This is a genomic window from Brevundimonas sp. SL161, from assembly GCF_049896985.1.
GTDB lineage: Bacteria > Pseudomonadota > Alphaproteobacteria > Caulobacterales > Caulobacteraceae > Brevundimonas.
Window position 1 is genome coordinate 18,896 of the sequence record NZ_JAFCVJ010000019.1, and the last position, 23,424, is coordinate 42,319.

Below are 23,424 nucleotides of genomic sequence, written 5' to 3' on the forward strand. Positions count from 1 at the left end.
CCTCACAAAAGAACTGGGTCCCCGCCTTCGCGGGGATGATCGGATTTAAAAGATGAGCGACGGCAAACTCTATCTGAACGGCGCCTGGACCGAGGGCGCGGGCGACGGCTTCGCCTCCTTCGATCCGGCGAAGGAGGCGCGGGTCTGGCGCGGGAACGAGGCATCGGGGGCGCAGGTCGGGGCCGCCGTCGAGGCGGCGCGCGCGGCCTTCCCGGACTGGGCCGATCGGCCGCGCGACGAGCGGATCGCCGCGATGAAACGCTATCAGGCGGCGTTAAAGGCGCGGGCGCCGGGCTTAGCCGAGGCCATCAGCCGCGAGACGGGCAAGGCGCTGTGGGAGACGACGGCCGAGCTGGGGTCGATGGCGGGCAAGGTGGATCTCTCGATCCGCGCCTATGACGAGCGGACCGGCGAGCGGACATCCGAGACGGCGTTCGGGGCGGCGACGCTGAGGCATCGGCCACACGGGGTGGCGGCGGTTTTAGGGCCGTTCAACTTCCCCGGCCACCTGCCGAACGGCCATATCGTGCCGGCGCTGCTGGCCGGCGACACAGTGGTGTTCAAGCCGTCGGAGGAGACGCCGCACACGGGCCAGCTGATGGCCGAATGCCTGGAAGAGGCAGACCTGCCGAAGGGGGTGTTCAACCTGGTGCAGGGCGGGCGCGAGGTCGGGTCGGCCTTGCTGGACCAGCCGATCGACGCGCTGATGTTCACCGGCTCGGGCGCGGCGGGCGCGCATTTCCGGCGCAAGTTCGCCGACGATCCGCATGTGATCCTGGCGCTGGAACTGGGCGGCAACAACCCGCTGGTGGTCTGGGATGCGGCGGACGCGGAGGCCGTGGCCGGCGTCGTGGTGCAGTCGGCCTTCGTGACGACGGGACAGCGGTGTTCCTGCGCGCGGCGGCTGATCGTGCCGGAGGGGCCGGCAGGAGACGCCATCATCGAGGCGGTAAACGCCCTGGTCGAACGGCTGATCTTCGCGCCATGGGACTCGACGCCGGAACCCTATGCCGGACCGCTGATCTCGCAGCGCGCGGCCGAACAGGCCCTGGCGGCGCTGCAGCAACGCATCGACTCCGGCGCCCGCGTGATCCGCGCGTCCGGCCCGGTCGACAACCTGCCCGACGCCTTCGTCCGGCCCGCGATCATCGATGTCACCGGCGTCGACGTCCCGGACGAGGAGATGTTCGCCCCCTTCTTGTCCATCACCCGCGTGGCCTCGTTCGAGGACGCCATCGCCGCCGCCAATGCGACCCGTTACGGACTGTCGGCGGGTCTGGTGTCGGACGATCCGGCCCACTGGGACCGGTTCATCCGGCGCATCCGGGCGGGGGTCGTCAACTTCAACCGGCCAACGACGGGCGCGGCGGGCGACATGCCCTTCGGTGGTCTGGGCGCGAGCGGCAACCACCGGCCGAGTGCGTATTATGCGGCCGACTACTGCGCCTATCCGGTCGCCAGCTTCGAGGCCGGAGCGGTGAAGAACATCGAGGGCGAGATCCGGGGACTGCGATGACCACCGCCGTCGAAGCCAATGCCGACGGTCTGATCGGGCCGACACACTCCTATGCCGGTCTCAGCCCCGGCAACCTCGCTTCGAGTCTGAACGGGGGCCAGGGGTCGAACCCGCGCGCCGCCGTCCTGCAGGGGCTTGAGAAGATGAAACGGCTCGCCGACCTCGGCCTGCCGCAGTTCGTGCTGCCGCCGCATGAGCGGCCGGACATTCCGTTCCTGCGGTCTCTCGGTTTCAGCGGGTCGGACGCGAGGGTGCTGGAGCAGGCCTGGAAGGAGGCGCCGACGTTCGCCGCCGCCGCCTGTTCGGCCTCGCCGATGTGGGCCGCCAACGCCGCGACGGTGACGCCCAGCGCGGACTCTGCCGACGGGCGGGTGCATTTCACGCCGGCCAATCTGCACACCAACCTGCACCGCTCGCTGGAGCATGCCCAGACGAAACGGGCGCTGGAGGCCCTGTTCCCCGACCCTGCCCGTTTCGCCGTCCACGACGCCCTGCACCCCGTCGCCCATCTCGCGGACGAGGGCGCGGCCAACCATGTCCGCCTGTGCGCCGGGCACGGGGAGCCGGGGGTCAACCTGCTGGTCTGGGGGCGGGACGCCTTCGCGCACTGGGACGGGCCCTGGCCTGCTCGCCAGACGCGGCAGGCGTCCGAAGCCATCACCCGTCGGCATGGCGCGCACGGCGTGGTCCTGGCCCAGCAGTCGCGGGCGGCCATCGCGGGCGGGACCTTCCACAATGACGTCGTCTGCGTCGGGGCGCTGGAGACGCTGTTCCATCACGAGCTGGCGTTCGAGGACACGGCAGGAACCCACGCCGCCGTCCGCGCGGCGGCGACCGGGTTCGATCCGATCTTCGTGGAGGTATCCTCGGCCGACCTGCCGCTGGCTGACGCTATCTCGAGCTATCTGTTCAACTCGATGCTGGTCTCGCTGCCGGGCGAGAGCCGGCTGACGCTGATCTGTCCGACGGAGACGCGGGACAACCCGCGCGCCCATGCGGTGGCGCAGGGGCTGGTGGCGTCGAACGGTCCGATCGGGCGGGTCGAGTATGTCGATGTGCGCCAATCGATGCGGAACGGCGGCGGCCCCGCGTGCCTGCGCCTCCGCGTCGTGTTGACCGAGGCCGAGATTGACGCCGTCCATGGTCCGATGCGGATGAACGACGACCTGTTCGGCGTTCTGACAGGCTGGGCGACGCGTCACTATCGCGACCGGCTGGCGCCCGCCGATCTGGCCGATCCGGCGCTGCTCACCGAGACGCGTGAAGCGCTCGACAGTCTAACGGCGATCCTCGACCTTGGAGACGCCTTCTACGCGTTCCAGCGGACCTGACCGATGTCGGAGTCGAGCCACCGGATCGCCACCGAGGCCGATATCCCGGCCCTGGTCGGCCTGATGGACCTCGCCATCTCGGGACCGCTGGCCGCCTTCCTGACGGCCGATCAGATCGCGGCCAGCCGGGTGCTGATGGGGCTGGACAGCCAGATCATCGCGGACCGGACCTATTTCATCGTCGAGGTCGACGGCGTGCCGGCCGGCTGCGGCGGCTGGAGCCGAAGGATCACCACCTATGGCGGAGACCATACGCCGGGGCGGGTTCCCGCGCCGCTGACGACCGGCGTCGACGCGGCCCGGGTCCGGGCCATGTACACCCACCCCGACTTCCTGCGCCGGGGCATCGGACGGATGATCCTGGACCTGTGCGAGGCGGCGGCGCGGGCCGAGGGCTACGACCGGGTCGAGCTGGTGGCGACGATGGGCGGGGAGCCGCTGTATCTGTCCGCAGGCTATCGCGAGATCGAGCGGTTCGAGGATGATCGCGGCGGGGCGCCCGTGCCGCTGGTCAGGATGGGCAAATCCCTGAAGGATGGCGCCGCCGACTTCGAGGGAAAATGATCTTGCGCCAATTCGCCTTCGCCTGCGCAATCCTGAGCCTGGTCATCCTCGCGGTGGCCGCGATCTCGGCCGGGTTCGCCTATCCGGGCTACGACCATCTGCGCCAGTACATCAGCGAACTGGGCGCGACCGGCGCGAGTACGGGGCCAGGCGTCAGCTATGCCTTCATCGCCTCAGGCGCCCTTCTGGCCGCCTTCTGGCTGATGTGCATTCCGCTTTTTCCACGTAGCCCGCTGGCTATGATCGGCTTCGGCCTGAGCGCGCTGAACGGTCTCGGCCTGATGTTCGGCGGAGTTTTTCCCTGCGATTTCCAATGCTCGCTGGCGAGCCCGAGCCCGGCCGCCGTCCTGCATGAGGTGCTGGGAGGCATCGGCTATCTGTGCGGTCTGGCTGGACTGGGCCTGGTCGGGCTGGCGGCGAAGTCCTGGCCCCGAGGGCGCGACCTGTTCCATCTCGCCATCGTCTGCGGGGCGCCCGCCGCCGGCGCCATCTGGCTGATCCACCCCGGATTCGAATTCTTCGGCGGAGCCCAGCGGGTTCTCGAGATCGCGCTTGCCGCCTGGACGGTCGGCGTCGCCCTGGCCGTCCGTCGGCCCATGGAAACAGTCGCATGATGCAGGTTCATATGACGTCCGCCCGCCGCCTGAGAAACATCGTGGGCGGCTCGGCCGGCAATCTGGTCGAATGGTTCGACTGGTTCGCCTACGCGGCCTTCACCGTCTATTTCGCCCCGGTCTTCTTCCCGAAGGGCGAGCCGACCGCCCAGTTGCTAAGCACCGCCGCCATCTTCGCCGTCGGCTTCCTGATGCGCCCCGTGGGGGCCTGGGTCATGGGCGTCTATGCCGATCGCAAGGGACGCAAGGCCGGCCTGACCCTGTCGGTCAGCCTGATGTGCGCGGGCTCGCTGCTGATCGCCTGCACCCCCGGCTATGCCACCATCGGTCTGGCCGCCCCTGCCCTGCTGCTGTTCGCCCGCATGATGCAGGGCCTCAGCGTCGGCGGCGAATACGGCTCCAGCGCCACCTATCTGTCCGAGATGGCCACGGCGAAGCATCGCGGCTTCTGGTCCAGCTTCCAGTATGTGACCCTGATCTCCGGCCAGCTGCTGGCCCTGATGCTGCTGATCCTGCTGCAGCGGACCCTGGGCGAAGCGGCCCTGTCGGACTGGGCCTGGCGCATCCCCTTCTTCGTCGGGGCGGGGCTGGCGGTCGTGGTCTTCTGGCTGCGTCGGGGCCTGGACGAGACCCGCGCCTTCGAGGATCCGGTGACCCGCGCCGCGCCCAAATCCAGCGCGCTGGAGCTGGTGCTGCGCCATCCGAAGGAGGCGCTGATCGTCATCGGCCTGACCGCCGGGGGGACCCTCGCCTTCTATACCTACACCACCTATCTGCAGAAATTCCTGACCAACACCTCAGGCTTCTCCAAGGCCCAGGCGACCGAGATCAGCGCTGCGGCACTGTTCCTGTTCATGCTGCTGCAGCCCGCCGTCGGGGCCCTGTCAGACCGGATTGGCAGGAAGCCCGTCATGATCACCTTCGGCATACTGGGGGTGTTCTGCACCGTGCCGATCATGAGCGCCCTGGCGGTCACGACCAACGCCCTCACCGCCTTCGCCCTGTCCCTGTCGGCGCTAGTGATCGTGTCTGGCTATACCGCCATCAATGCCGTGGTGAAGGCCGAGCTGTTCCCCGCCCACATCCGCGCGCTGGGCGTCGCCCTGCCCTACGCCCTCGCCAATACCGTGTTCGGCGGCACGGCCGAGTACGTCGCCCTGTGGTTCAAGCTGGACGGCCGCGAGAGCCTGTATTTCTGGTACGTCACCGGGATGATCGGCGTGTCTCTGATCACCTATGTCCTGATGCGCGACACGAAGGCGAAGAGTTTGATCGTGGAGGTCTGAGCCCTCCCCGCTGGGGCCACGGGCGACGGAGCGCGGGCCTCCAGGTCCGCTCTTTGCCGGCGTTGAAGAGCGGACCTGGAGGCCCGCGCACCAAGACGGCGTGTCAGGCGGCTGGAGGCGCCACGACAGCGGACGCAGCAGCGGCAGGCGGAGGGGTCGCCTCCTCGCCCTCGGCCAGATAGACCACGCGGCACTCGCCATCGATGGTGGTGTAGCGCCCGTTGGCGGCGTCGACGAAGGCGATGCGGCCGCCGTCGTTATACTCGACCTTGCCGGTCGATCGGCCGGAGAGGGTCTCTGTCCCATAGGTCCAGCAGGTGATGTCGGCGGCCTGGTCGCTCCAGGTCGCGGCGTTGCGGGCGCGTCTGGATTCGGTGCAGGCAGTGGCCGCGACGGCGAGACCGGCGATGAGAAGGATGGTCGTCGTGCGCATCATGCCGCGAATCTCCCGCCCTTGTGGGCATAGGCTTGGGTGCCACGGGTGATCACCCGATCATAGGGCTGGATCGCCTCGATGCCGATCTCGGACGCGCCCTTCAGACGATCATAGATGGGGCCGAAATCCTCCAGCGTCGCGTCGTTCAGGGCCTCGATCGAGGGGATGACGAAATAGACCTGCTGGAAATCGTCGATGCGGTAGTCGGTCCGCATAATCCGCTCCAGATCGAAGGCGATGCGGTTCGGCGACGGATCCTCGAGCGCGAAGACGCTTTCGGAGGCCGACGAGACGATGCCGGCGCCGTAGATGCGCAGGCCCTGCCCCTCGTCCATCAGGCCGAACTCGACCGTGTACCAGTAGAGGCGGGCGAAGTTCTTGAGCATACCCAGCGACTGGGCCCGCTGGCCGCCCTTGCCGTAGGCCTGCATGTAGTCGGCGAAATCCGGGTCGGTCAGCATCGGGACGTGGCCAAATACGTCGTGGAAGATGTCCGGCTCCTGGAGATAGTCCAACTGGTCGGGTTTGCGGATGAACTGGCCCGACGGGAAGCGGCGGTTGGCCAGGTGGTCGAAGAAGACCTCGTCGGGCACCAGGCCGGGCACGCAGACGACCGTCCAGCCGGTCAGAGCCTTCAACTTTGGATTCATGAGGGCGAAGTCGGGAATGCCGCCGGTGTTCAGGTCCAGCGCTGTCAGCCCCTTCAGGAAGACCTCCGAGGCGCGGCCCGGCAGGATCTTCATCTGGCGGGCATACAGGGTGTCCCAGGTGTCATGCTCGACCTGGGTATAGGCGCGCCAGTTCTGGGAGATCGTCCAGTCCGCCGCCGCGCCTTCGGGCGGAGTTTGAAAGACATGTTCGAAATCAGCCATCACGCGCTCCTTGAACCGGCAGTCTAGAACTCCGGCGACCAAGAGCCAACGGCCGGATCCGCCCGATCAATGAATCGGCTGAGCCCGCGGGGCGATGCGACCGCTGTCGTCCATCGTGAACCAGTGGGCCTGATCCGCGGCAGACAGGGGCGTCACGTCGGGATCATGCTCAAGCACGTTCTCGGCGGCATAGACCAGGAAGCCGGAATCCATACCCATGGCCAGAATGCGATAGAAGGGCTGATCGCGCTGGTCCGGGCCGGGTTCGCCGGCCGGTCCCGCATAGACAGCGTCAACGTCGACGACCACGCCGCGAAACGATTCCTCGCGGTGACGCACGATCTGGCCGAGGCCGAATTTGGCGGTGAGGGACTGGGTCATCCTGCACGGATACGACCCCGAGCCTGAGCGGGATGCCGGTCGTCCTGTTCATCTTGCTGTCAGATAGGCTTGGCGCGGACCGTTCGGCGCGGCTAGGTTCACCGGGACGGGCGCCCGGTTCGGCTGCGCCTACATGAAAGTTCGGCCCATGCCGGAACCCAACGGCGCGCCGCGAAGGCGCGACGAGCGGTCCCGGGTCCAAGGGGCGTCCATGCGAGATTCGTCGGGTCGCGACGGTCCCGTGTTCGGCGCCCTCGATCTGGGGACCAACAATTGTCGCCTGCTGATCGCGCGTCCGGCGCGGGCGGGCTTCCGCGTGGTCGACAGTTTCAGCCGTATCGTGAGGCTGGGCGAAGGTCTGTCGCGCACCGGCCGGCTCGACGAGGCGGCGATGGACCGTGCCTATGACGCCCTGGCCCTGTGCGCCGAGCGGGTTGTTCGACGCGGCGTGGACTCCGCCCGGCTCAACGCTGTCGCCACCCAGGCCTGTCGGCAGGCCGAGAACGGCCAGGAGTTCATTGATCGCGTCCGTCGCGGCACCGGGCTGAAACTCCGCATCATCGATCCCGTCGAAGAGGCCCGCCTGTCGGTCGAGGGGTGCATCAATCTGTTCGATCCCAAGGCCGAGGCGGTGCTGGTGATCGATGTCGGCGGGGGCTCGACGGAACTCTCCTGGCTGAGGAAGTCAGGCGCGGAGATGAAGACCGTGGCCTGGATGTCGGCGCCGCTGGGGGTCGTGACCCTCGCCGAGCGGCACCCGGAACCGGCCGGAGCGGGTGCGGCCTGGTACGAGGCCATGGTCGGAGACATGAGCGCGGCGCTGTCCGCCGGATCGTTCGACGACGCCGAGTTCCGCAGGCTGTTCGCCACCGGTCAGGGGCATTTGGTCGGGACATCGGGGGCGATCACCAGCCTGGCGGGGGTTCATCTGAACCTGCGGCGTTATCAGCGGGACCGGGTCGACGGGCTGTGGATGACGCGGGCCGAGTGCGATGCCGCGGCAGAGAAACTGAAGGCCCTGGGGCCGAAGGGTCGGGCGGCCGAGGCCTGCATCGGGCCGGACCGCGCCGATCTGGTGCTGGCAGGGGCCGCGATCCTGGATGCGGTGCAGCGCGCCTGGCCCAGCGAGCGGGTCAGGGTCGCGGACCGGGGGCTGCGCGAGGGCATGCTGCTGCAGCAGATGCGCGAGGCCCGCAAACCCCAGCGCCGACGTCGCGGCCGGGGGCGAGGCGGTCAGACCGCTGGAGCGGCCGCGCCCGAGACCTGAACCGGCAGGACAATGTCGCAGATCGAGAAGTCCGCGCCTCGCGCCGTCCGCACCCCGTCGGCCAAAGTCCGGAAGGCGGCCGAGGCCGTGTCCAGCACCTGAACCACCGGCCGGTCCGCCTCGGGCAGGTCCGAGGCGATGCGCACGCGGATCATCCGGTCGGGATCGGCGGTGACCGCGCCGTTGTCGCCGTCGCCGACCTTGATGGCCCGAACCACGTCGAGGCCCGACACCACCGTCCCCCAGACCGTGTAACGCTTGTCCAGCGCCGGATAGGGCTGGCGCATCAGGAAGAACTGGCTGTTGGCGCTGTCGATGGCATCATCGCGCGCCATGCCCGCGACACCCGGGCAATAGGCGCCCCAGGCATGGACCTTGCCGTCGGCGGTCGTGGCCATCAGGGAGGTCGGCTGTGTCTGGATCGGCAGGCTGTGCAGGAAGCCCAGCATGGCGCCGGCCGGTGAGGCGACCGGGGTGAACGGCGCCTCCGGACCCCGGCGGAAGGTGAACTCGGCCTTGATGTCCGGGTAGGGACTCTGGCCCTCGCCATTGCCCAGCGGGTCGCCCGTCTGGGCCATGAAGCCGTCGATGACGCGATGGAAGGTGATGCCATCGAAGAAGGCGCGGCGGGTCAGGAGCCGCATCCGCTCGACATGCAGGGGCGCGGCCTCAGGCGCGAGTTCGACCAGGATCCGGCCCCGGTTGGTGTCGATGATCATCAGGTTGTCGGCCGGGACGGTGCGCCAGTCGGCGGCCCCGGGGGCGGCCGGAGCCGGAGGCGGGGGCGTCACAGCCTCCTGCGCCCGGGCGACGGGCGCGCCCGCCAGAACAAGACCGATCGCCAGAGCCGCCAACCGCATCGTCATTCCCCTGAAACCTCCGCCACAGGCTGCACGTCGCAGACCGTGAACTGTGAACCACGCGCGGCGCGAACCTCGGCCACATGCGCCTGGAAGGCCGCCGACCGGGCGTCGAGCACGCGCACGACCGGACGCTCGCCTTCGGGCAGGGCGGCGGCGGTCCGCACATGGGTCATCGTGTCCGGATTGTCGGTCACGGCGCCGTCGGCGCTCTCCGGACCGGCCTTCAGAGCGCTGACGACCTCAAGCCCCGACACGATGCGCCCGAATGCGGTGTAGTTTCCGTTCAGGACCGGGTTGGTCGCCATCATCAGATAGAACTGGCTGTTGGCGCTGTCGGGCGCGCCGGAGCGGGCCATGCCGGCGGCGCCGGTGCAGAACAGGCCGCCCGCGTCGACCTTGAAGTCCGCCGTCACCATCATCTGGGCGTCAGGCTGGGTCACCACCGGCAAGGAGCCGACCAGGCCGACGATGCCGGTCGGAGCGCCGCCCTCGATCGGGGCGAACCGGGCGTCGCGGCCACGGCGGAAGGTGAACTCTGCGGCGATGTCGGGCAATTCCGAGCCGCCGGCTCCGGTTCCCAGCGGGTCACCCGTCTGGGCCATGAAACCGGTGATGACGCGGTGGAACTTCAGGCCGTCGTAGAAGCCCTGGTCCGCCAGGGTGCGCATGCGCTCGGCGTGCCGCGGCGTGGCGCGCGGCTCCAGCTCGACCAGGATTCGACCCTTCGAGGTATCGATGACGAGCAGATTCTCAGGCGCGATGGTGCGCCAGTCGCTTGCCGCAGGGACCGGGGCGGCAGTCGCGGGTGCGGTCTGAGACGTGGCTGCGGCGGGTGCGAGGACCGACAGGGCGGCGGCGAGGACGAAAGGCGTGATCTTCAAGGCGTTATCCTGAGCGATTCTAGCGTTTGACGCGGTCGCGCACGGCGGCGGCGACGGCGGGGCTGACGAAGCTGTCGATGTTTCCGTCCAGCCGGGCGATTTCCTTAACCAGTCGGGAGGCGATGGCTTGGTGGCGAGGATCGGCCATCAGGAACACGGTCTCGATGTCGTCATTGAGGCGCTGATTCATGGCCGTCATCTGGAACTCGTACTCGAAGTCGGCGACGGCGCGCAGGCCGCGCACGATGACGTTGGCGTCCAGCTTCTCGGCGAAATGCATCAGCAGGGTCGAGAACGGCAGGACTTCGATCTCGGCCCCGAGGCGGGCGATCTCGGCGCGGACCATCTCGACGCGTTCGGCGGTCGTGAACAACGGCCCCTTGTCGTCGTTCTCGGCGACGCCGATGACCAGTTTGTCGACCAGCTTCACAGCCCGGCCGATGATGTCCATGTGGCCGTTGGTGACGGGGTCGAAGGTCCCCGGGTAAAGCCCGATCCGCATGCTGTTTTCTCCCCGCCGGCTGGTGTGATTAGCAGGCGGAGCGGGCCCGGCCTAGATCGGCTGAGGCGTGTTCGACGACCAGGCGCGTGCGAGCCTGTCGATCCGCTCCGGCGCGGCGCCGAAGACATGGTCGCCGATGGCCGTGATCGGACAGGCGGGGGTGGCGCTGTTGCACAGGAAGGCGGCGTCGAAGGCGGCGAGGTCGATGAGGTGGACGGGCGCGTGTCGCTCGGTCAGGCCGACAGCGGCGAGGCCGCGGGAAATCAGGGCCTGGGCGATGCCTTCGAGCATGGGCGCCTGGGGCCAGACCACCGTGTCGCCGGTCAGGAAGCCGATGTTCCACAGACTGCCTTCGGAGATCAGGCCGTCTGCGTCGGTGAACAGGGCGTCGTCGAAGCCCGCCTCGCGCGCCACCCGCCGGGCATGGATCAGGGGGAAGGTCGCCGTGTGCTTCAGATGGGCCGTGTCGCGGACATAGGTTTGGGGCTGGACGAGGACGCTATCGGCCAGCGGTGGCGGGGGCGGTGCGATGACGGTCATCACCTTGGGCAGGACCCGGTCGGACGGCAGGCGGGCCCGGATGTAAGGCGAGAACAGGCTGACCCGCAGCCAGGCGTCGCGGCGATCGCCAAGGGCCAGACCCATGAGGTCGCGGAGGCGGTCCTCGCCGACCGGTTCACCGAAGAGTTCGATCGCGGAGGCGTCGAGGCGGGCGAGGTGCAGCTCAAGGCCGCGCACGCCGGCGTCCTCGATGCGGAAGGATGTGTAGGCGCCGTAGTTCACGATGGCGAGGTAGCGGAGGTCGGCCTCGGTCGGGGGAAGGCCGTCGATGAGGAAGTCGGTCATCGAACCCTCTCCCGGTGGGAGAGGGCTTGAGGCTCGCAGAGCGGAGCGATGCGTAAGCCGCAAGGGTGAGGGTCGGGTTCGTACCAGGGAGGCGCGGCCCTCACCCTTTCGCGCAAGGACGACGGCTTCGCCGCCGTGCGCTCAAGCCCTCTCCCAACGGGAGAGGGATCAACCTTCGCCGCCCTCATCGGTGTCGACCTCGGGTTCGTCGCCGCCGCTGTCGGCCAGACGTTCGACGGACACGACCTTCTCGCCTTCCGCCGTGCGGAAGATGGTCACGCCCTGGCTGGAGCGGCCGACGATGCGGACCTGACCCACGCGGGTGCGGATCATCTGGCCGTTGGAGGTGACCAGCAGCAGGTCGTCGGTGTCCTCGACCGGGAAGGCGGCGGCGAGTCGGGCGCCGGCGCGACCGCCCAGACCGTGGGCCGTCAGACCCCGCCCGCCCCGACCGGTGCGGCGGTACTCATAGGCCGAGGAGCGCTTGCCGAAGCCCGTCTCGGTGACCGTGAGGATGAATTGTTCGGCCGCGCCCAGTTCGGCGATGCGTTCGACCGACAGGGCCGCGTCTCCCGAGCCCTCGGCCTCGTCATCCGCCTCGACCACGGCGGTGTCGTCCTCGCCGTCGGTAGCGCGACGCATGGCGTTGGCGTGCTTCACGTAGGCCGTCCGCTCGTCCGGCGTCGCATCGACACGCCCGAGGACGGCCATGGAGATGACGGCGTCGTCGCCCTGGAGGCGGACCCCGCGCACGCCGGTCGAATCGCGGCCCTTGAAGACACGAACGTCGTCGGCCTTGAAGCGGATGGCGCGGCCCAGTGCGGTGGTCAGCAGCACGTCGTCCTCGGCAGTACAGAGGGCAACGCCGACCATGTGGTCGCCGTCTTCCAGCTTCATCGCGATCTTGCCGGCGCGGTTGACCGTGGCGAAGTCCGACAGCTTGTTGCGGCGCACGTCGCCCGAGCGGGTGGCGAACATCATGTCGTAGTCGCCCCAGGTCGTCTCGTCCTCGGGCAACGGCAGGACGTTCATGATCGAATCGCCCGGCTCGATCGGCAGCAGGTTGACGAAGGCCTTGCCGCGCGAGGTCGGGGCGCCCAGCGGCAGGCGCCAGACCTTCAGCTTGTAGGCCTTGCCGTTGGTGGCGAAGAACAGGACCGGTGTGTGGGTGGAGGCCGAGAAGACGCCGGTGATGGCGTCCTCGTCCTTCATCGTCATGCCGGACTTGCCCTTGCCGCCGCGATGCTGGGTCCGATAGGCGTTCAGGGCGACGCGCTTGACGTAGCCGCCGTGGGTGACGGTGACGACCATGTCCTCGCGCGGGATCAGGTCCTCGTCTTCCAGTTCGAAGTCGCCTTCGCCGATGGTTGTGCGACGGGGCACGGCGAACTCATCGCGCACTTTCAGAAGATCCTCGCGGATGATGGCGATGATGTTCTTGCGGTCAGACAGGATCGTCAGGTGGCCCTGGATGGTGTCGGCCAGGCCGCGCGCCTCGGCGAAGATGTCGTCGCGGCCGAGGCCGGTCAGGCGGCTGAGCGTCAGGCCCAGGATGGCGCGGGCCTGTTCGTCAGTCAGCTTCAGGCTGCCGCCGTCGATCAGGACGGAGCGTGGATCGGCGATCAGCTCGACGAGGGCGATCATGTCACCGACAGGCCAGGCCTTGGCCTGCAGCCGCTCACGCGCTTCGGCGGGATCGGCCGAGGAACGGATGATGTGGATGACCTCGTCGATGTTGGCGACGGCGACGGCCAGACCGACCAGGACGTGGCCCCGGTCCCGGGCCTTGGCCAGCTCGAACTTGACGCGGCGGACCACGACCTCTTCGCGGAAGTCGAGGAAGACCTCGAGCATCTTGCGCAGGCCCATCTGCTCCGGGCGGCCGTGGTTCAGGGCCAGCATATTGACGCCGAACGACGACTGCATGGCCGTATAGCGCCACAGTTGGTTCAGGATCACGTCGCCCGAAGCGTCGCGCTTCAGCTCAATGACAATCCGCATGCCCTGGCGGTCCGATTCGTCGCGGACGTCGGAGATGCCTTCGAGGCGCTTCTCGCGGACCATTTCGGCGATGCGTTCGATCAGGGTCTGTTTGTTGACCTGGAACGGGAGTTCGGTGACCACGATGGCCTCGCGGTCCTTGCGGATGGTCTCCACCGAGGCGACGCCGCGCACGATGACCGAGCCGCGACCTTCACGCAGGGCGTTGCGGGGCGCGGTCCGGCCAAGGATCTCGCCACCGGTGGGGAAGTCGGGGCCCGGCACGATGGCCAGCAGGGCGTCGTCGGAGATGTCGGGGTCGTCCAGCAGGGCCACGGCCGCATCGACGATCTCGCCCAGATTATGCGGCGGGATGTTGGTCGCCATGCCGACGGCGATGCCGCCCGCACCGTTGACCAGCAGGTTCGGGATCCGCGCAGGCAGGACGACGGGCTCCAGCTCCTTCTCGTCGTAGTTCGGCTGGAAATCGACGGTGTCCTTGTCGATGTCGGCCAGAAGCGCACTGGCGGCCGGGGCCATACGGGCCTCGGTGTATCGCATCGATGCGGGCATATCGCCGTCGACCGAACCGAAATTGCCCTGGCCGTCGATCAGCATCAGCCCCATCGAGAAAGGCTGGGCCATGCGCACCAGGGCCATATAGACCGAGGCGTCGCCGTGCGGGTGGAACCGGCCGAGCACGTCGCCGACGACGCGGGCGCATTTCGAATAGCTGCGCTCGGGCGTCATGTTCAGGTCATGCATCGAGTAGAGGATACGACGGTGAACCGGCTTCAGGCCGTCACGGGCGTCCGGCAGCGCGCGGCTGACGATCACGCTCATGGCGTAGTCGAGGTAGGAGCGTTTCAGCTCGTCCTCGATCGAGATGATGGAAATGTCCGAGCCGCCCGAACCGGCTGGCGGTGCGGCGTTTTCGTAGCTGTCGTCGGTCAAGGATTTTAGGCTTTAGATGGCCGGAATCGGAACGTGATCCGCTATGATGATTTCTAGCACCCGTGGGCCCGCGAGGCAAAATTTCGCAGGCTTTTTCACAGGCGCCCTGCCTATCCGTGAAAGGACCAAATCCATGCGCTCCGCAGCCCTCGCCCTCGCCCTCCTCGCCGCCCCGCTGGGAGCCTGCGTCAGCGTCACCGCCAACGACTACGGCGATCACACGATGATGCGGGCGACGCCGGGCGACTTCGGCGAGGCGACCCTCGTCAACGCCTCCGGCGCGCGAATCGGCCGGGCCGTGCTGACCCAGGGCGCGACGGGCCTGCTGATCCGGATCGAGGCGACCGGCCTGACGCCGGGCTGGCACGGGGTGCATATCCATGCCGTCGGCGAATGCGCCGCGCCCTTCACCTCGGCCGGAGCCCATGTGAACCACGACGAGCCCAAGGCGCCGCACGGCCTGTTGAACGCAGAAGGACCCGATGACGGGGATCTGCCCAACATCTTCGCCGCACCCGATGGCTCGGTCTCGGCGGAGCTGTTCACCAGTCGCGCCCGGATCGCCGATGAAGGCCCGGGTCAGTGGCTGTGGGACGCGGACGGTTCGGCCATCATCATCCACGCCAATGTCGATGACCACGTCAGCCAGCCGATCGGCGGAGCCGGCGACCGAGTGGCCTGTGGCGTGATGGCGGCGGGCTAGAGCCTGATCGTTTGAGACGGAAGCGCTTCTTGCTTCTGTCGAAGCTTGAACCAAGCTCTCGCTTACATCTGGAGCAGGATTCACGGCATCAGCGGAATCGCGAAGCGATTCCTCCTGAGCCGATCCTGCTCTAGGCCTTCGCCGCGCCTGCTCGCAGGCCCCGCTCCGCGAGGGCGACGACAGCCACGCCGGCCATGGTCAGGGCGGCGCCGGTGAGAATCTGCGGCGTCAGCACATCGCCCAGCAGGCCCCAGCCGATGGCGATCGAGACCACGGGGGTGGCGAGGAAATAGGGCGTCACCCGTCCGGCTTCGCGTTTCTGAACCAGCCAGAACACCATACTGGTGGCAAAGACCGACGAGATGACCCCGGCCCACAGCATGCAGACCCAGATCAGCGGGGTCGCGGCCCGGACAGCCTCGACCTGACCGGTCTCGAACATGGCTGAGCCGAACGCGAGGGTCGGCAGGGCGACCAAGGCGAGCAGCCCCTGCATCTTCAGCGGCGGGATCGAGGTGGTCCGGCGCGCGATCACGGTCGTAATCCCCCAGAAGGCCGCTGCAGCGATGATCACCAGGATGGCAGGCCAGTCATGCAGGGCATGGGGATCGGCCGACATCCAGGCGACGCCGATGAGCGATACGACCATGCCGATCAGAGCGGCGATCGACAGCCGCTCGCCCAGCAGCAGGAAGGCGAACAGGGCCGTGAAGGGGATCCAGAGCTGGGACGCGACCGCGACGGGGCTGACGTCTTCGGCCAGGGAGAAGCCCAGATAGAGCAGCCCATAGTGCAGGGGTCCGCCGAGGATGACGATCAGGACCAGGCTCTTCCAGTTGGGAAAGGGCGGACGCACGAAGGGGATCAGACACAGGGCGGCGATGGAGAAGCGAATGGCTCCGGTCAGCAGCGGTGGCAGCACCTCGGTCGCCACCTTGGCGGCGGCATTGTTGGCCCCCCAGATCACCACGATGGCAGCGATTGCGCCGATCTCCATCAGGGACAGCGGACTGTGGGGCTTGTCGGGAGTTACGGGCACGGACGGCCTATCGCATGCCCGAACAAAAACGTCGGCTCACAATGCATGAGCCGACGTTTCGATTGCGATGGACCGGTCTGTTTAGAACGGGATGTCGTCGTTGAGGTCGTAGCTTTCCTTCGGGCCGGAGGGCTTGTTGGCGCCGCCGGTGGAGAAGCCCGAGGAATAGTCGTCATCGTTCGAGCGACCGCCCGAACCCTGACCGCCGCCTTGCGAAGCCCCGCCGCCGTCACGGCCGCCCAGCATGGTCAGCTGGCCGTTGAAGCGGCCGATGATGATTTCGGTGGTGTATTTCTCGACGCCGTCCTTGTCGGTCCACTTGCGCGTTTGGAGCGAGCCTTCGACATAGACGGTCGAGCCCTTTTTCACATAGTTTTCAACGACCTTGACGATGTTGTCGTTGAAGACCGAAACACGGTGCCATTCGGTCTTTTCCTTGCGCTCGCCCGATGACTTGTCACGCCAGGTCTCGGAGGTGGCCAGGGAGAAGTTGGCGATGCGGTCGCCGTTAGGCATGGAGCGGATTTCCGGATCGCGACCCAGATTGCCGATGAGGATGACCTTGTTGACGCTTCCCGCCATGATGAAATTCTTTCTCTGATCGCTCCGGCGCGACTGTGCGACCGGGCTGAAAATCCTGGTCCCGCGAGGCGCGCCCGCGAAACCGTTAACACGTGTTCCGAGTTTGTTCTACTGTCCCGGGAACGAGGGCGGTGCGCGTTCCTCGACCACGACGCCCAGTTCGGTGACGCCCCGCTCGATGGCGCCCGGCACCGCCAGGCGGCCGTCGCCGGTCCGCGCCAGGGCGAAGAACCGCGCCCCCTCCAGCGTCCGCGCGAACGAGACCCCCCGACGGTCGACGAAGATGAACTGGCCCTGATAGGCGCCGGTGACCTCCTCGCGCGTGCTGCCCAGGCCGCGGAAACGCAGACGCATTTCCTCCAGCCGGGCGGCGCACATCTCGATCTGGACCTGGTCACGCGCGACGACGTTGAAGACCGGCTCGCCCTCAGACTGCTCGACCGCATAGCAGACGCCGGTATCGGTCGGGGCCTTCACCGCCTGGGCGCAGCCCGCAAGGACCGGGATCGCCAGGAGCGATGCGATCAGGGTGGGGCGGATCATCAGTTCAGGCTCGGGAACTGGCAGCTGCGATCCTGGTCGGCCAGGATGCGGAAGCGCGTGTTGTCATTGGACTGCTCGACGCGCCGGGGCACCAGACGCAGGGTCAGATTGCCGTGGCGGCCGTACTGGGCGTCGCCAGGGCGGACGCAGGTTCCTGCGTACAGGGCCTGGACGCACTGGTTCAGGCTCATCTGGCCCAGCTCACGCCAGTCCGAGCCGGTGAAGCGCAGGCAGGGTGCTCCGGACGCGCGCTCCACGCGCGGCTGGGGCTGCAGCTGGGGCTGCGGCTTTTCGGGAAGGGTCGTGTCGTAGGGATCGACGACGCCGCTGCCGGCTGTCGCCGTCGCGTTGGGCAGGGCTGGCGGCGGGGCGAAGGACGCCGTCGGGGCGGCGGCGAGGGCGCCCGTCTCGTCGAGACCCACATCCAGGGCGTCCGTGGCCAAGCCGTTGCGTCGGGCGCAGTCGGAAAGGGTCGCCATTCCGATGAACTGGCCATCGACGAAGCAGCGCAACGCTCGTGTCGGCTCCAGGGAAGGCGCATCGCCGACATTGACCGTCAGCCCGCCGGGGCCTTCGGTTTCCGGCGCTTTCGGCGCGGCCGGTTCACGGCTTCCGCCGAACACCAGGGCCAGCACCACGGCCGCCAGGACGGCGAGGCCCACACCGATGGCGATGATGACGCGATTGTCGTTGGGCAGTTGCATGAAGCGGAGCTCGCTGGGCGTCGGGCCTTGAAGGCCTCAATAACCCCGCCCCGCCCCGGGGCGTCAACTGCGAAGCGAAAACGGCGCCCGCTTATCCGGTCAGCCGGGCGAGCGCAGCCCGATAGTTGGCGAGCTGATTGGTCAGATAGGCCGGGACGGGGCCGGACGCCGAAGCGGTCGCGTCCTGGGGCGCCAGTCCGCGATAGGCGTCGCGGATGACCTTGAGCGCGCCCTGAAGCTTTTCGCCGGCCGCAGTGATCGCAGCCGCGTTGTTCAGGGTCAGGTTGCCGGGCAGGTCCAGGCCGAACGTCTTCACACTGGTGTCGGCCGCGGCCAGCCCGACATAGCCCGCCGACAGGCCGAGCCCCATCAGGGCGTCCCTGCCCGTCTCGCCTGCGGTCAGGATCGCGCCGGTCTTGCCGTCCTTGGCCATGATTGACAGGCGCTGGACGCCGCCGGTGGTGGTCGTGGTCTCGCCGTCCTTGCCGGTGACCGCGCCGCCTTCGGAGGCGACAGTGACCTTCAGCTTGCCGCCGGACGCCACGCTGATCTTGCGGGCCAGAGTCGCCAGGGTATCCTTGGCGTCGATGGTCACAGCCTGGGCCCGGCCGCCGTTGGCGGGCGTGATATAGAAGCGGTCGCCGACCCGCAGGGAGGTGGCGTCGGTCAGTTTTTTGGAATCGCTCTGGTCGATCTCGCCCTGCGGCAGGCCCAGACGGTCCAGTACGCTGGCCCCGCCGGACGCGACAGCGAGGGTCATCGGCTTGGCCTGGTCGCCGTCTCCGGACCAGGTGCGGGTGTATTCGACCGCGCCGGTCAAGGGGTCGAGCCGGGTCAGATAGGCCTTGGTCGGGTCCGTGTCCTTTGCGGCGGGATCGCGGTCGGCGATGCCCGTGATCCAGACCTTCCCGTCATGGACCTTCACGTCGGCGGCCGTGTCGTCGCCCGCGTCGCCGTACCAGCTTAGCCGATCGGTCCCTGCGGCCGTCAGGTCGGTCGAGATGGCGGCGACGAAGACGTCCTTGCCGCCCGAATGGGCCGTGGTCGTGGTCCCGGCAGCGAGACCGCTGTCGCGGCTGGTCCCGGTCAGGATGACCTTCCCGTTGGCGACGGCGATGCCGGCGATCTCGCCCGAAATGGCGCCGAGGTCGCGCGTCGAGGCCAGGGTCGGCACGCCCGCAGCGTCCAGGGTGAAGCGGCGCACGACCGCGTGGCCGTCCTCGACGCCAGCGGTGTAGAGGTTGGAGCCGTCGATGGTCATCGCATCGACGCTGTCGTCGCCGCCGGTGCCGAACTGGCTCTGGCCGATCGCCTTGGAGACGATGCCCGCTGTCGGATAGGGCTCGCCCGCCTTGAAGGCCTGGACATAGCCATCCCAGCCGCCAACCGAGACGGATCCGGGAATGGCCGATTTCGACCGCCCGCCGATATAGACCAGGCCGTCGCCGCCGAAAGAGACGCTGGTCGCCTCATCGGCCGCGCGGGCGCCGCGACGCTGGGTCCACTGCTCCTCGCCGTCCTTGTTGAACACGGTGACGAAGCTGTCGGCGACGTCGGCGACATCTCCGGTCTTGCCCGCGTCCGTGCTGGAAGTGTTCAGCGAGCCCGTGACGGAGCCCGCGACAGCGACATCGCCGTTGTCGTCGATGGCGATGGCATAGCCGCTGGCGGTCGAGGCGGCCCCCAGGGTGCGGGTCGCGACCAGCCGTCCAGCCGAATCGTACTTCATCAGGGCGACGTCCTGAACGCCCTTGATCGGCTGGCTCGTCCCGCCGGAGGTGACGTCGCCGACGATCCAAAGCGAGCCGTCCGGCCCGACCGCGCTGGCGCGGACGGCGGTGACGCCCTCGGGCATCTTCTCCTGGGATATGCGGCCATCGACCCATTGGGTCTCGCCGACGTTGCCGCCGGCGGGCTGGGCCGCCGTGCCGCCGTCGCTCTGGAACTTCAGGATCTGGTTGATGGTGGTGGCTGGGACGGTCGTCTTGGTGGTAGTTACGCCGTTGACCGTTGTGGTCACGGTCGTGGCCGGGGCGCCGGCGGACTGGACGACATAGACGGCGTCCGATGTCTCGGAGGCGGTGAAGCCGACGGTCTCGGTCGAGGTCCCGCGGATCGCGAGCGCCCACCTGTCGGGGCCCGCCGGCAGGGTCACGGGCTTTCCGGCGACCTGGATGACCTTGGGCTCCGCCTTGATCTGGTCGCGGCCGATGCGGGTCTGGAAGCCGGCGGCCTCCAGCTTGCCATTGATGAAGCTCGTGACAGAGTCCATCGTCCGGGGCGTCGAACCCATATCGGACAGATCGATCGGCACGGCCGTGGTCTGGGTCGAAAGCCCGACCGGCACCTTGATGGTGATGTTGAACCTGGTGTCGCCCTCGAAAGCCTTCACCGGCGTGTCCAGCGCGCCTTCGTGGATCGGGCCGGTGATCGAGTTGGAGCTGTCACGAGGGACGCCGGCGGTCGTCTTGGAGGTCGAGGACGACGTACCCTGCACCATGCGGAGCGCGTCGAATTCGGCCTTGCCGAGGTAGGAGCCGATTTCGGCGAGGCCCGAGGCGAATCGTTTCTGGGTCAGGGCCAGGTCGGTGGTGCTCAGGCCCTTGACCGAGGCGCGATTGGCCAGGGCGTTGAGCGACTCCAGCCCCTGATAGAGGGCGAACAGCTTCCTGTAGTCGGCCGAGGCGCCCTTCACGTCGAGCTGGGCGGCGTCCTCGTTGACGAAGGCGCGGCCGCCGAGCGCGGCGCGAACCAGGGCGTCCGGCTTGGGCGCGGTCGCCTGGGCCGAGGTGCTCCACGGCGCGGTCGGCTGGGCTTTCTTCGTGACAAGATTGGTCAGCGCAGCCGAGGACGCGGGGTCATACGAACCGCCGAACAGAACCATCAGATAGCTGTTGTTGATCGCCACTCGATCCTCCGCGGAGGACAGTACGCGAGCGGGCTCAATGCGAGATTAACGTCCGACCAGGGAACGATGGAATGCGAATCGTGTTCTGATCTCGTCGGACAGGAGTGAGATCATGATCTTCCCGAAGTCGCTAATCCAGAATCTGCTGGCCCTGTACGGGTTCGGAGACCGCTCGCATCCGCCGCGCCGCCGCCCTGGTCCTGTGGTGATCGGGCACACCCCGGGCCCTGGCCGATTCTGATCCTTACTGGAACAGGGACAGAATGATCTGCGGCGCCTGGTTGGCGATCGACAGGGCCTGAGCTCCGAGTTGCTGCTGCACCTGCAACGCCTGCAAGCGCGCGCTTTCCTTGGCTAGGTCTGCGTCCACAAGATTACCGATGCCCGATTCGATCGTGTCGGCGAGCTTCGAGACGAAGGTGTTGTGCGCCGAGATCTGTTTGGCCTGGGCTCCCAGGTCGCCAAGCGCAGAGTTCAGCTTGCTTATCGAAGTGTCCAGCTTGCTGAGAGCCGTGGTCGCGCCGGTGATTGTCAACAGGCTGTCAGCCAGACCAAGCGTCAGAATGGATCCGCTGAGGGTCAGGTTCTTGCCCGACAGGGTCACGAACGAGGACGCGTCGGCGTTGGCGAGGAACTTCAGTCCGTTGGTCAGGGAGCCGTTCAGGACGTTGCCACCGTCGAACTCAGCGTTCTCCACGGCCGACTTGATGGCGCGGAGCAAAGCCTGGAAGTCGGCGTTCAGCAGTTCGCGGGACTGGGTCTTGAGCGAGGCGTCCTTGGCCGCGACGACCTTCTCTTTCAGCTGGTTCAGCAGGTCGGAGATCGATTCGCCCGCCGACATGGCGACGTCGGCGATGGAGGTGGCGCGGTCCAGGCTCTGCTTCACGGCGGACAGGGCGCCGAGGTCGGCGCGCTGGCCCTGGGCGATGGCCCAGATTGCAGCGTTGTCCTTGGCTCCCTGGATTTTCAGCCCGGTGGAGACGCGATTCTGGACCCCGGTCAGGTTGTCGTTGGTGCGGGACAGGTTCTGCAGCGCGACGGCGGCGGCGGCATTGGTGTGAACGCTGTTCGTCATAGGTCTTCTAGCCCCGGGTTGTTCGCCGGGAGGCTAGGTCAGTAACAGTCACCGTATGGTTAACGCCTGTAAACCACCACGATTAACCGCGGCGGGCGATCCCGCGCGGTCTGGAGGGTTGGGCCGGCGTCTGAAAAATCAGGCGCTGGTGTCGATCAGGCCCCCGGCGGTGTAGCCTCCGCTTTCGGCCATTCGCAAAACCTGCTCTCGCGGGAACTGGCGGATGACCTCACCGGTGGTGCTGTCCAGGGTCTTGTAGATGAAGGTTCCGTGGGTGGGCCCTTCCTCGATGATCAGACGATACCGGGCGGCCTCTTCGGCCTTCTGTTCGGCGCGGTCCTGGTCGAAGTCGTTGCTCGTGGTCGCGGCCCCGGTGGCTGCGATGACGGGCAAAGCGGCGGCGCCTATCCTCTTTGCATTGGTGTCCATGGCTCCTCACGCCGGGTCTTCCGGCGTCCCTTGGGGAACGGTCGGGCGGGACCGAAGTCCCGCCCTTCCATTGGCTTATCGGAACAGGCCGAGCAGGATCGAGGTCGAGGAGTTGGCGATCGACAGAGCCTGCACACCCAGCTGTTGCTTGGTTTGCAGCGACTGCAGTCGCGCGCTTTCCTTGGCCAGATCCGCATCGACCAGATTGCCAACCCCGGATTCCAGAGCGTCGGAGAGCTTGGCAACGAACGTGTTGTGCGTATCGAGCGCCTTAGCGCCGGTGCCCAGGCGAGCCAGGGAGGCCGACACGTTGTCGATCGAAGCGTTGACGGCCGTCAGAGCGGTGGTCGCCAGGGTGGAGGTGCCGATGGTCGTCGTAGCCGCGACGGTCACGTTGGCGCCGCCCAGCGACAGGTTTTCACCCGCCACCTTGATGGTGGAGCCGGCCGTGTTCGAGAGGGCCTTGAAGCCATTGGTGCCGGTCGAGTTGTCCAGCAGGTTCACGCCGTTGAACTTGGCGTTCGAGACCACCGTGGTGATCTGGTCGCGGATGGACTTGAAGTCTTCGTTCAAGGCCTTGCGCGAGGCCGTGGACAGCGACTTGTCAGTCGCGGACAGGGCCTTTTCTTTCAACTGGATCAGCAGGTCGGAAACCGATTCGCCAGCCGCCACAGCGACATCCACGGCGGATGAGCCGCGATCCAAGCTGGTCTTGACGGCGGTGAGGGCGTTGATTTCCGAGCGCTGGCCCTGGGCGATGGCCCAGACGGCGCCGTTGTCCTTGGCCGAGTTGACCTTCTTGCCGGTGTTGATCCGGCTCTGGACGGTATCCAGCTCCCTGTTCGTAGATTGCAGGTTCTGAAGGGCGGTGAGGGCGCCCGAGTTCGTGTTCACGCTGTTCAGCGCCATGACGAAAGTCCTTGTTTCAAGGTGTTCGACCGTCATTTTGACCGTCGAGAGCATTTTGCTCAGCAGTCCCAGAAGCAATCGGCGCGCCAACCGTCGCAATTTCGACAAACCGCCAGCGCGTTGAAATAACTACGGTACTTTGCCTTAACCACGCTTCTCGCCCGGCAGGTTTTGCCGGTTTGCCGGCCGGACGGCAGGAAATGCCGGGCGCCCGGCAGGTTTTGCCGGGCGTTTCGTCC

23 protein-coding genes are annotated in these 23,424 nt (G+C 67.5%); 7 read left to right on the top strand and 16 right to left on the bottom strand.

Annotated elements, in window-relative coordinates; all coding sequences use genetic code 11:
- Nucleotides 1-52 precede the first annotated feature (52 nt).
- Genes astD through ACP7AU_RS12995 form a run of 5 tightly spaced genes read left to right on the top strand, consistent with a single transcriptional unit; the run spans nucleotide 53 to nucleotide 5,311 of the window.
- Nucleotides 53-1,516: a succinylglutamate-semialdehyde dehydrogenase gene (astD, locus tag ACP7AU_RS12975; RefSeq protein ID WP_426051658.1), complete on the top strand. Its 1,464-nt coding sequence runs from the start codon at nucleotides 53-55 to the stop codon at nucleotides 1,514-1,516.
- Nucleotides 1,513-2,847, top strand: coding sequence for an N-succinylarginine dihydrolase (gene astB, locus ACP7AU_RS12980; RefSeq protein WP_426051659.1), 1,335 nt, complete (start codon nucleotides 1,513-1,515; stop codon nucleotides 2,845-2,847). Before astD ends, astB begins: the two co-directional genes overlap by 4 nt.
- A gap of 3 nt (nucleotides 2,848-2,850) precedes the next feature.
- The gene (locus ACP7AU_RS12985) at nucleotides 2,851-3,411 is read left to right on the top strand and encodes a GNAT family N-acetyltransferase (protein WP_426039064.1); all 561 of its coding nucleotides are present in this window, start codon (nucleotides 2,851-2,853) and stop codon (nucleotides 3,409-3,411) included.
- Between the two features lie 2 nt (nucleotides 3,412-3,413).
- Nucleotides 3,414-4,025, top strand: coding sequence for a DUF998 domain-containing protein (locus ACP7AU_RS12990; RefSeq protein WP_426051660.1), 612 nt, complete (start codon nucleotides 3,414-3,416; stop codon nucleotides 4,023-4,025).
- Nucleotides 4,022-5,311, top strand: a complete 1,290-nt coding sequence (locus tag ACP7AU_RS12995) for an MFS transporter (RefSeq protein ID WP_426051661.1) — start codon at nucleotides 4,022-4,024, stop codon at nucleotides 5,309-5,311. Before ACP7AU_RS12990 ends, ACP7AU_RS12995 begins: the two co-directional genes overlap by 4 nt.
- Nucleotides 5,312-5,414: 103 nt before the next feature.
- Here the strand turns inward: ACP7AU_RS12995 and ACP7AU_RS13000 are convergent, their stop codons facing one another.
- The 3 genes from ACP7AU_RS13000 to hspQ form a co-directional block, all read right to left on the bottom strand.
- Entirely contained in the window at nucleotides 5,415-5,747 is a 333-nt protein-coding gene (locus tag ACP7AU_RS13000; protein WP_426051662.1) for a hypothetical protein, read from the bottom strand.
- Nucleotides 5,744-6,619, bottom strand: coding sequence for a phenylalanine 4-monooxygenase (gene phhA / locus ACP7AU_RS13005; protein ID WP_426051663.1), 876 nt, complete (start codon nucleotides 6,617-6,619; stop codon nucleotides 5,744-5,746). The genes ACP7AU_RS13000 and phhA overlap by 4 nt, the downstream gene beginning before the upstream one ends.
- Before the next feature lie 66 nt (nucleotides 6,620-6,685).
- Nucleotides 6,686-7,000, bottom strand: coding sequence for a heat shock protein HspQ (gene hspQ, locus ACP7AU_RS13010; RefSeq protein WP_426039059.1), 315 nt, complete (start codon nucleotides 6,998-7,000; stop codon nucleotides 6,686-6,688).
- 148 nt (nucleotides 7,001-7,148) lie between these two features.
- Here hspQ and ACP7AU_RS13015 point away from each other — a divergent pair, with 148 nt between their 5' ends.
- Nucleotides 7,149-8,267 (top strand): Ppx/GppA phosphatase family protein, encoded by a 1,119-nt coding sequence (locus ACP7AU_RS13015; RefSeq protein WP_426051664.1) that lies wholly within the window; start codon nucleotides 7,149-7,151, stop codon nucleotides 8,265-8,267.
- On the opposite strand, the gene ACP7AU_RS13020 is transcribed toward ACP7AU_RS13015, so the two are convergent.
- The 5 genes from ACP7AU_RS13020 to gyrA all read right to left on the bottom strand — a co-directional run bounded on the left by ACP7AU_RS13020 (nucleotide 8,234) and on the right by gyrA (nucleotide 14,293).
- Nucleotides 8,234-9,133: a peptidylprolyl isomerase gene (locus ACP7AU_RS13020; protein WP_426039057.1), complete on the bottom strand. Its 900-nt coding sequence runs from the start codon at nucleotides 9,131-9,133 to the stop codon at nucleotides 8,234-8,236. The two genes, ACP7AU_RS13015 and ACP7AU_RS13020, sit on opposite strands and share 34 nt — an antisense overlap.
- Nucleotides 9,130-10,011, bottom strand: a complete 882-nt coding sequence (locus tag ACP7AU_RS13025) for a peptidylprolyl isomerase (RefSeq protein WP_426051665.1) — start codon at nucleotides 10,009-10,011, stop codon at nucleotides 9,130-9,132. Before ACP7AU_RS13025 ends, ACP7AU_RS13020 begins: the two co-directional genes overlap by 4 nt.
- A gap of 19 nt (nucleotides 10,012-10,030) precedes the next feature.
- Nucleotides 10,031-10,513: a pantetheine-phosphate adenylyltransferase gene (gene coaD / locus ACP7AU_RS13030; protein WP_426051666.1), complete on the bottom strand. Its 483-nt coding sequence runs from the start codon at nucleotides 10,511-10,513 to the stop codon at nucleotides 10,031-10,033.
- A gap of 51 nt (nucleotides 10,514-10,564) precedes the next feature.
- A complete protein-coding gene (locus ACP7AU_RS13035) occupies nucleotides 10,565-11,359 on the bottom strand; it encodes an aminotransferase class IV (protein WP_426051667.1) in 795 nt (264 codons plus the stop codon).
- A gap of 168 nt (nucleotides 11,360-11,527) precedes the next feature.
- A complete protein-coding gene (gyrA, locus tag ACP7AU_RS13040; protein ID WP_426051668.1) occupies nucleotides 11,528-14,293 on the bottom strand; it encodes a DNA gyrase subunit A in 2,766 nt (921 codons plus the stop codon).
- A 133-nt stretch (nucleotides 14,294-14,426) separates the two neighbouring features.
- Here gyrA and ACP7AU_RS13045 point away from each other — a divergent pair, with 133 nt between their 5' ends.
- Complete coding sequence (locus ACP7AU_RS13045; protein WP_426051669.1) at nucleotides 14,427-14,996, top strand: superoxide dismutase family protein; 570 nt, start codon at nucleotides 14,427-14,429, stop codon at nucleotides 14,994-14,996.
- 130 nt (nucleotides 14,997-15,126) lie between these two features.
- Here the strand turns inward: ACP7AU_RS13045 and ACP7AU_RS13050 are convergent, their stop codons facing one another.
- From ACP7AU_RS13050 to ACP7AU_RS13085, 8 genes are all read right to left on the bottom strand, one after another.
- On the bottom strand, nucleotides 15,127-16,035 hold the full coding sequence (locus tag ACP7AU_RS13050) for a DMT family transporter (RefSeq protein WP_426051670.1): 909 nt from the start codon (nucleotides 16,033-16,035) through the stop codon (nucleotides 15,127-15,129).
- An 81-nt stretch (nucleotides 16,036-16,116) separates the two neighbouring features.
- Nucleotides 16,117-16,617 carry a single-stranded DNA-binding protein gene (ssb, locus tag ACP7AU_RS13055; RefSeq protein ID WP_303697072.1) on the bottom strand — a complete coding sequence of 167 codons (501 nt, stop codon included), beginning with the start codon at nucleotides 16,615-16,617 and terminating at the stop codon, nucleotides 16,117-16,119.
- Between the two features lie 108 nt (nucleotides 16,618-16,725).
- A complete protein-coding gene (locus ACP7AU_RS13060) occupies nucleotides 16,726-17,160 on the bottom strand; it encodes a hypothetical protein (protein ID WP_426039049.1) in 435 nt (144 codons plus the stop codon).
- Complete coding sequence (locus tag ACP7AU_RS13065; RefSeq protein WP_426051671.1) at nucleotides 17,160-17,864, bottom strand: hypothetical protein; 705 nt, start codon at nucleotides 17,862-17,864, stop codon at nucleotides 17,160-17,162. The genes ACP7AU_RS13060 and ACP7AU_RS13065 overlap by 1 nt, the downstream gene beginning before the upstream one ends.
- A 91-nt stretch (nucleotides 17,865-17,955) precedes the next feature.
- Nucleotides 17,956-20,772: a transcriptional regulator gene (locus tag ACP7AU_RS13070; protein WP_426051672.1), complete on the bottom strand. Its 2,817-nt coding sequence runs from the start codon at nucleotides 20,770-20,772 to the stop codon at nucleotides 17,956-17,958.
- Nucleotides 20,773-21,016: 244 nt separating this feature from the next.
- Nucleotides 21,017-21,847: a flagellin gene (locus tag ACP7AU_RS13075; RefSeq protein WP_426039046.1), complete on the bottom strand. Its 831-nt coding sequence runs from the start codon at nucleotides 21,845-21,847 to the stop codon at nucleotides 21,017-21,019.
- A 138-nt stretch (nucleotides 21,848-21,985) separates the two neighbouring features.
- Entirely contained in the window at nucleotides 21,986-22,276 is a 291-nt protein-coding gene (locus ACP7AU_RS13080) for a flagellar protein FlaG (protein WP_426039045.1), read from the bottom strand.
- A 75-nt stretch (nucleotides 22,277-22,351) separates the two neighbouring features.
- Nucleotides 22,352-23,185 (bottom strand): flagellin, encoded by an 834-nt coding sequence (locus ACP7AU_RS13085; RefSeq protein ID WP_426039044.1) that lies wholly within the window; start codon nucleotides 23,183-23,185, stop codon nucleotides 22,352-22,354.
- Nucleotides 23,186-23,424: the final 239 nt, after the last annotated feature.

Coding starts and splice junctions, on each gene's coding strand:
- ACP7AU_RS13075 (WP_426039046.1), bottom strand. CDS start 21,847: ATGACGAACAGCGTTCACACCAATGCCGCCGCCGCCGTCGCGCTGCAG.
- coaD (WP_426051666.1), bottom strand. CDS start 10,513: ATGCGGATCGGGCTTTACCCGGGGACCTTCGACCCCGTCACCAACGGC.
- ACP7AU_RS12995 (WP_426051661.1), top strand. CDS start 4,022: ATGATGCAGGTTCATATGACGTCCGCCCGCCGCCTGAGAAACATCGTG.
- ACP7AU_RS13065 (WP_426051671.1), bottom strand. CDS start 17,864: ATGCAACTGCCCAACGACAATCGCGTCATCATCGCCATCGGTGTGGGC.
- ACP7AU_RS13085 (WP_426039044.1), bottom strand. CDS start 23,185: ATGGCGCTGAACAGCGTGAACACGAACTCGGGCGCCCTCACCGCCCTT.
- ACP7AU_RS13060 (WP_426039049.1), bottom strand. CDS start 17,160: ATGATCCGCCCCACCCTGATCGCATCGCTCCTGGCGATCCCGGTCCTT.
- astB (WP_426051659.1), top strand. CDS start 1,513: ATGACCACCGCCGTCGAAGCCAATGCCGACGGTCTGATCGGGCCGACA.
- ACP7AU_RS13080 (WP_426039045.1), bottom strand. CDS start 22,276: ATGGACACCAATGCAAAGAGGATAGGCGCCGCCGCTTTGCCCGTCATC.
- astD (WP_426051658.1), top strand. CDS start 53: ATGAGCGACGGCAAACTCTATCTGAACGGCGCCTGGACCGAGGGCGCG.
- hspQ (WP_426039059.1), bottom strand. CDS start 7,000: ATGACCCAGTCCCTCACCGCCAAATTCGGCCTCGGCCAGATCGTGCGT.
- ACP7AU_RS13035 (WP_426051667.1), bottom strand. CDS start 11,359: ATGACCGACTTCCTCATCGACGGCCTTCCCCCGACCGAGGCCGACCTC.
- ACP7AU_RS12985 (WP_426039064.1), top strand. CDS start 2,851: ATGTCGGAGTCGAGCCACCGGATCGCCACCGAGGCCGATATCCCGGCC.
- ACP7AU_RS13020 (WP_426039057.1), bottom strand. CDS start 9,133: ATGACGATGCGGTTGGCGGCTCTGGCGATCGGTCTTGTTCTGGCGGGC.
- ACP7AU_RS13045 (WP_426051669.1), top strand. CDS start 14,427: ATGCGCTCCGCAGCCCTCGCCCTCGCCCTCCTCGCCGCCCCGCTGGGA.
- ssb (WP_303697072.1), bottom strand. CDS start 16,617: ATGGCGGGAAGCGTCAACAAGGTCATCCTCATCGGCAATCTGGGTCGC.
- ACP7AU_RS13015 (WP_426051664.1), top strand. CDS start 7,149: ATGCCGGAACCCAACGGCGCGCCGCGAAGGCGCGACGAGCGGTCCCGG.
- phhA (WP_426051663.1), bottom strand. CDS start 6,619: ATGGCTGATTTCGAACATGTCTTTCAAACTCCGCCCGAAGGCGCGGCG.
- ACP7AU_RS13000 (WP_426051662.1), bottom strand. CDS start 5,747: ATGATGCGCACGACGACCATCCTTCTCATCGCCGGTCTCGCCGTCGCG.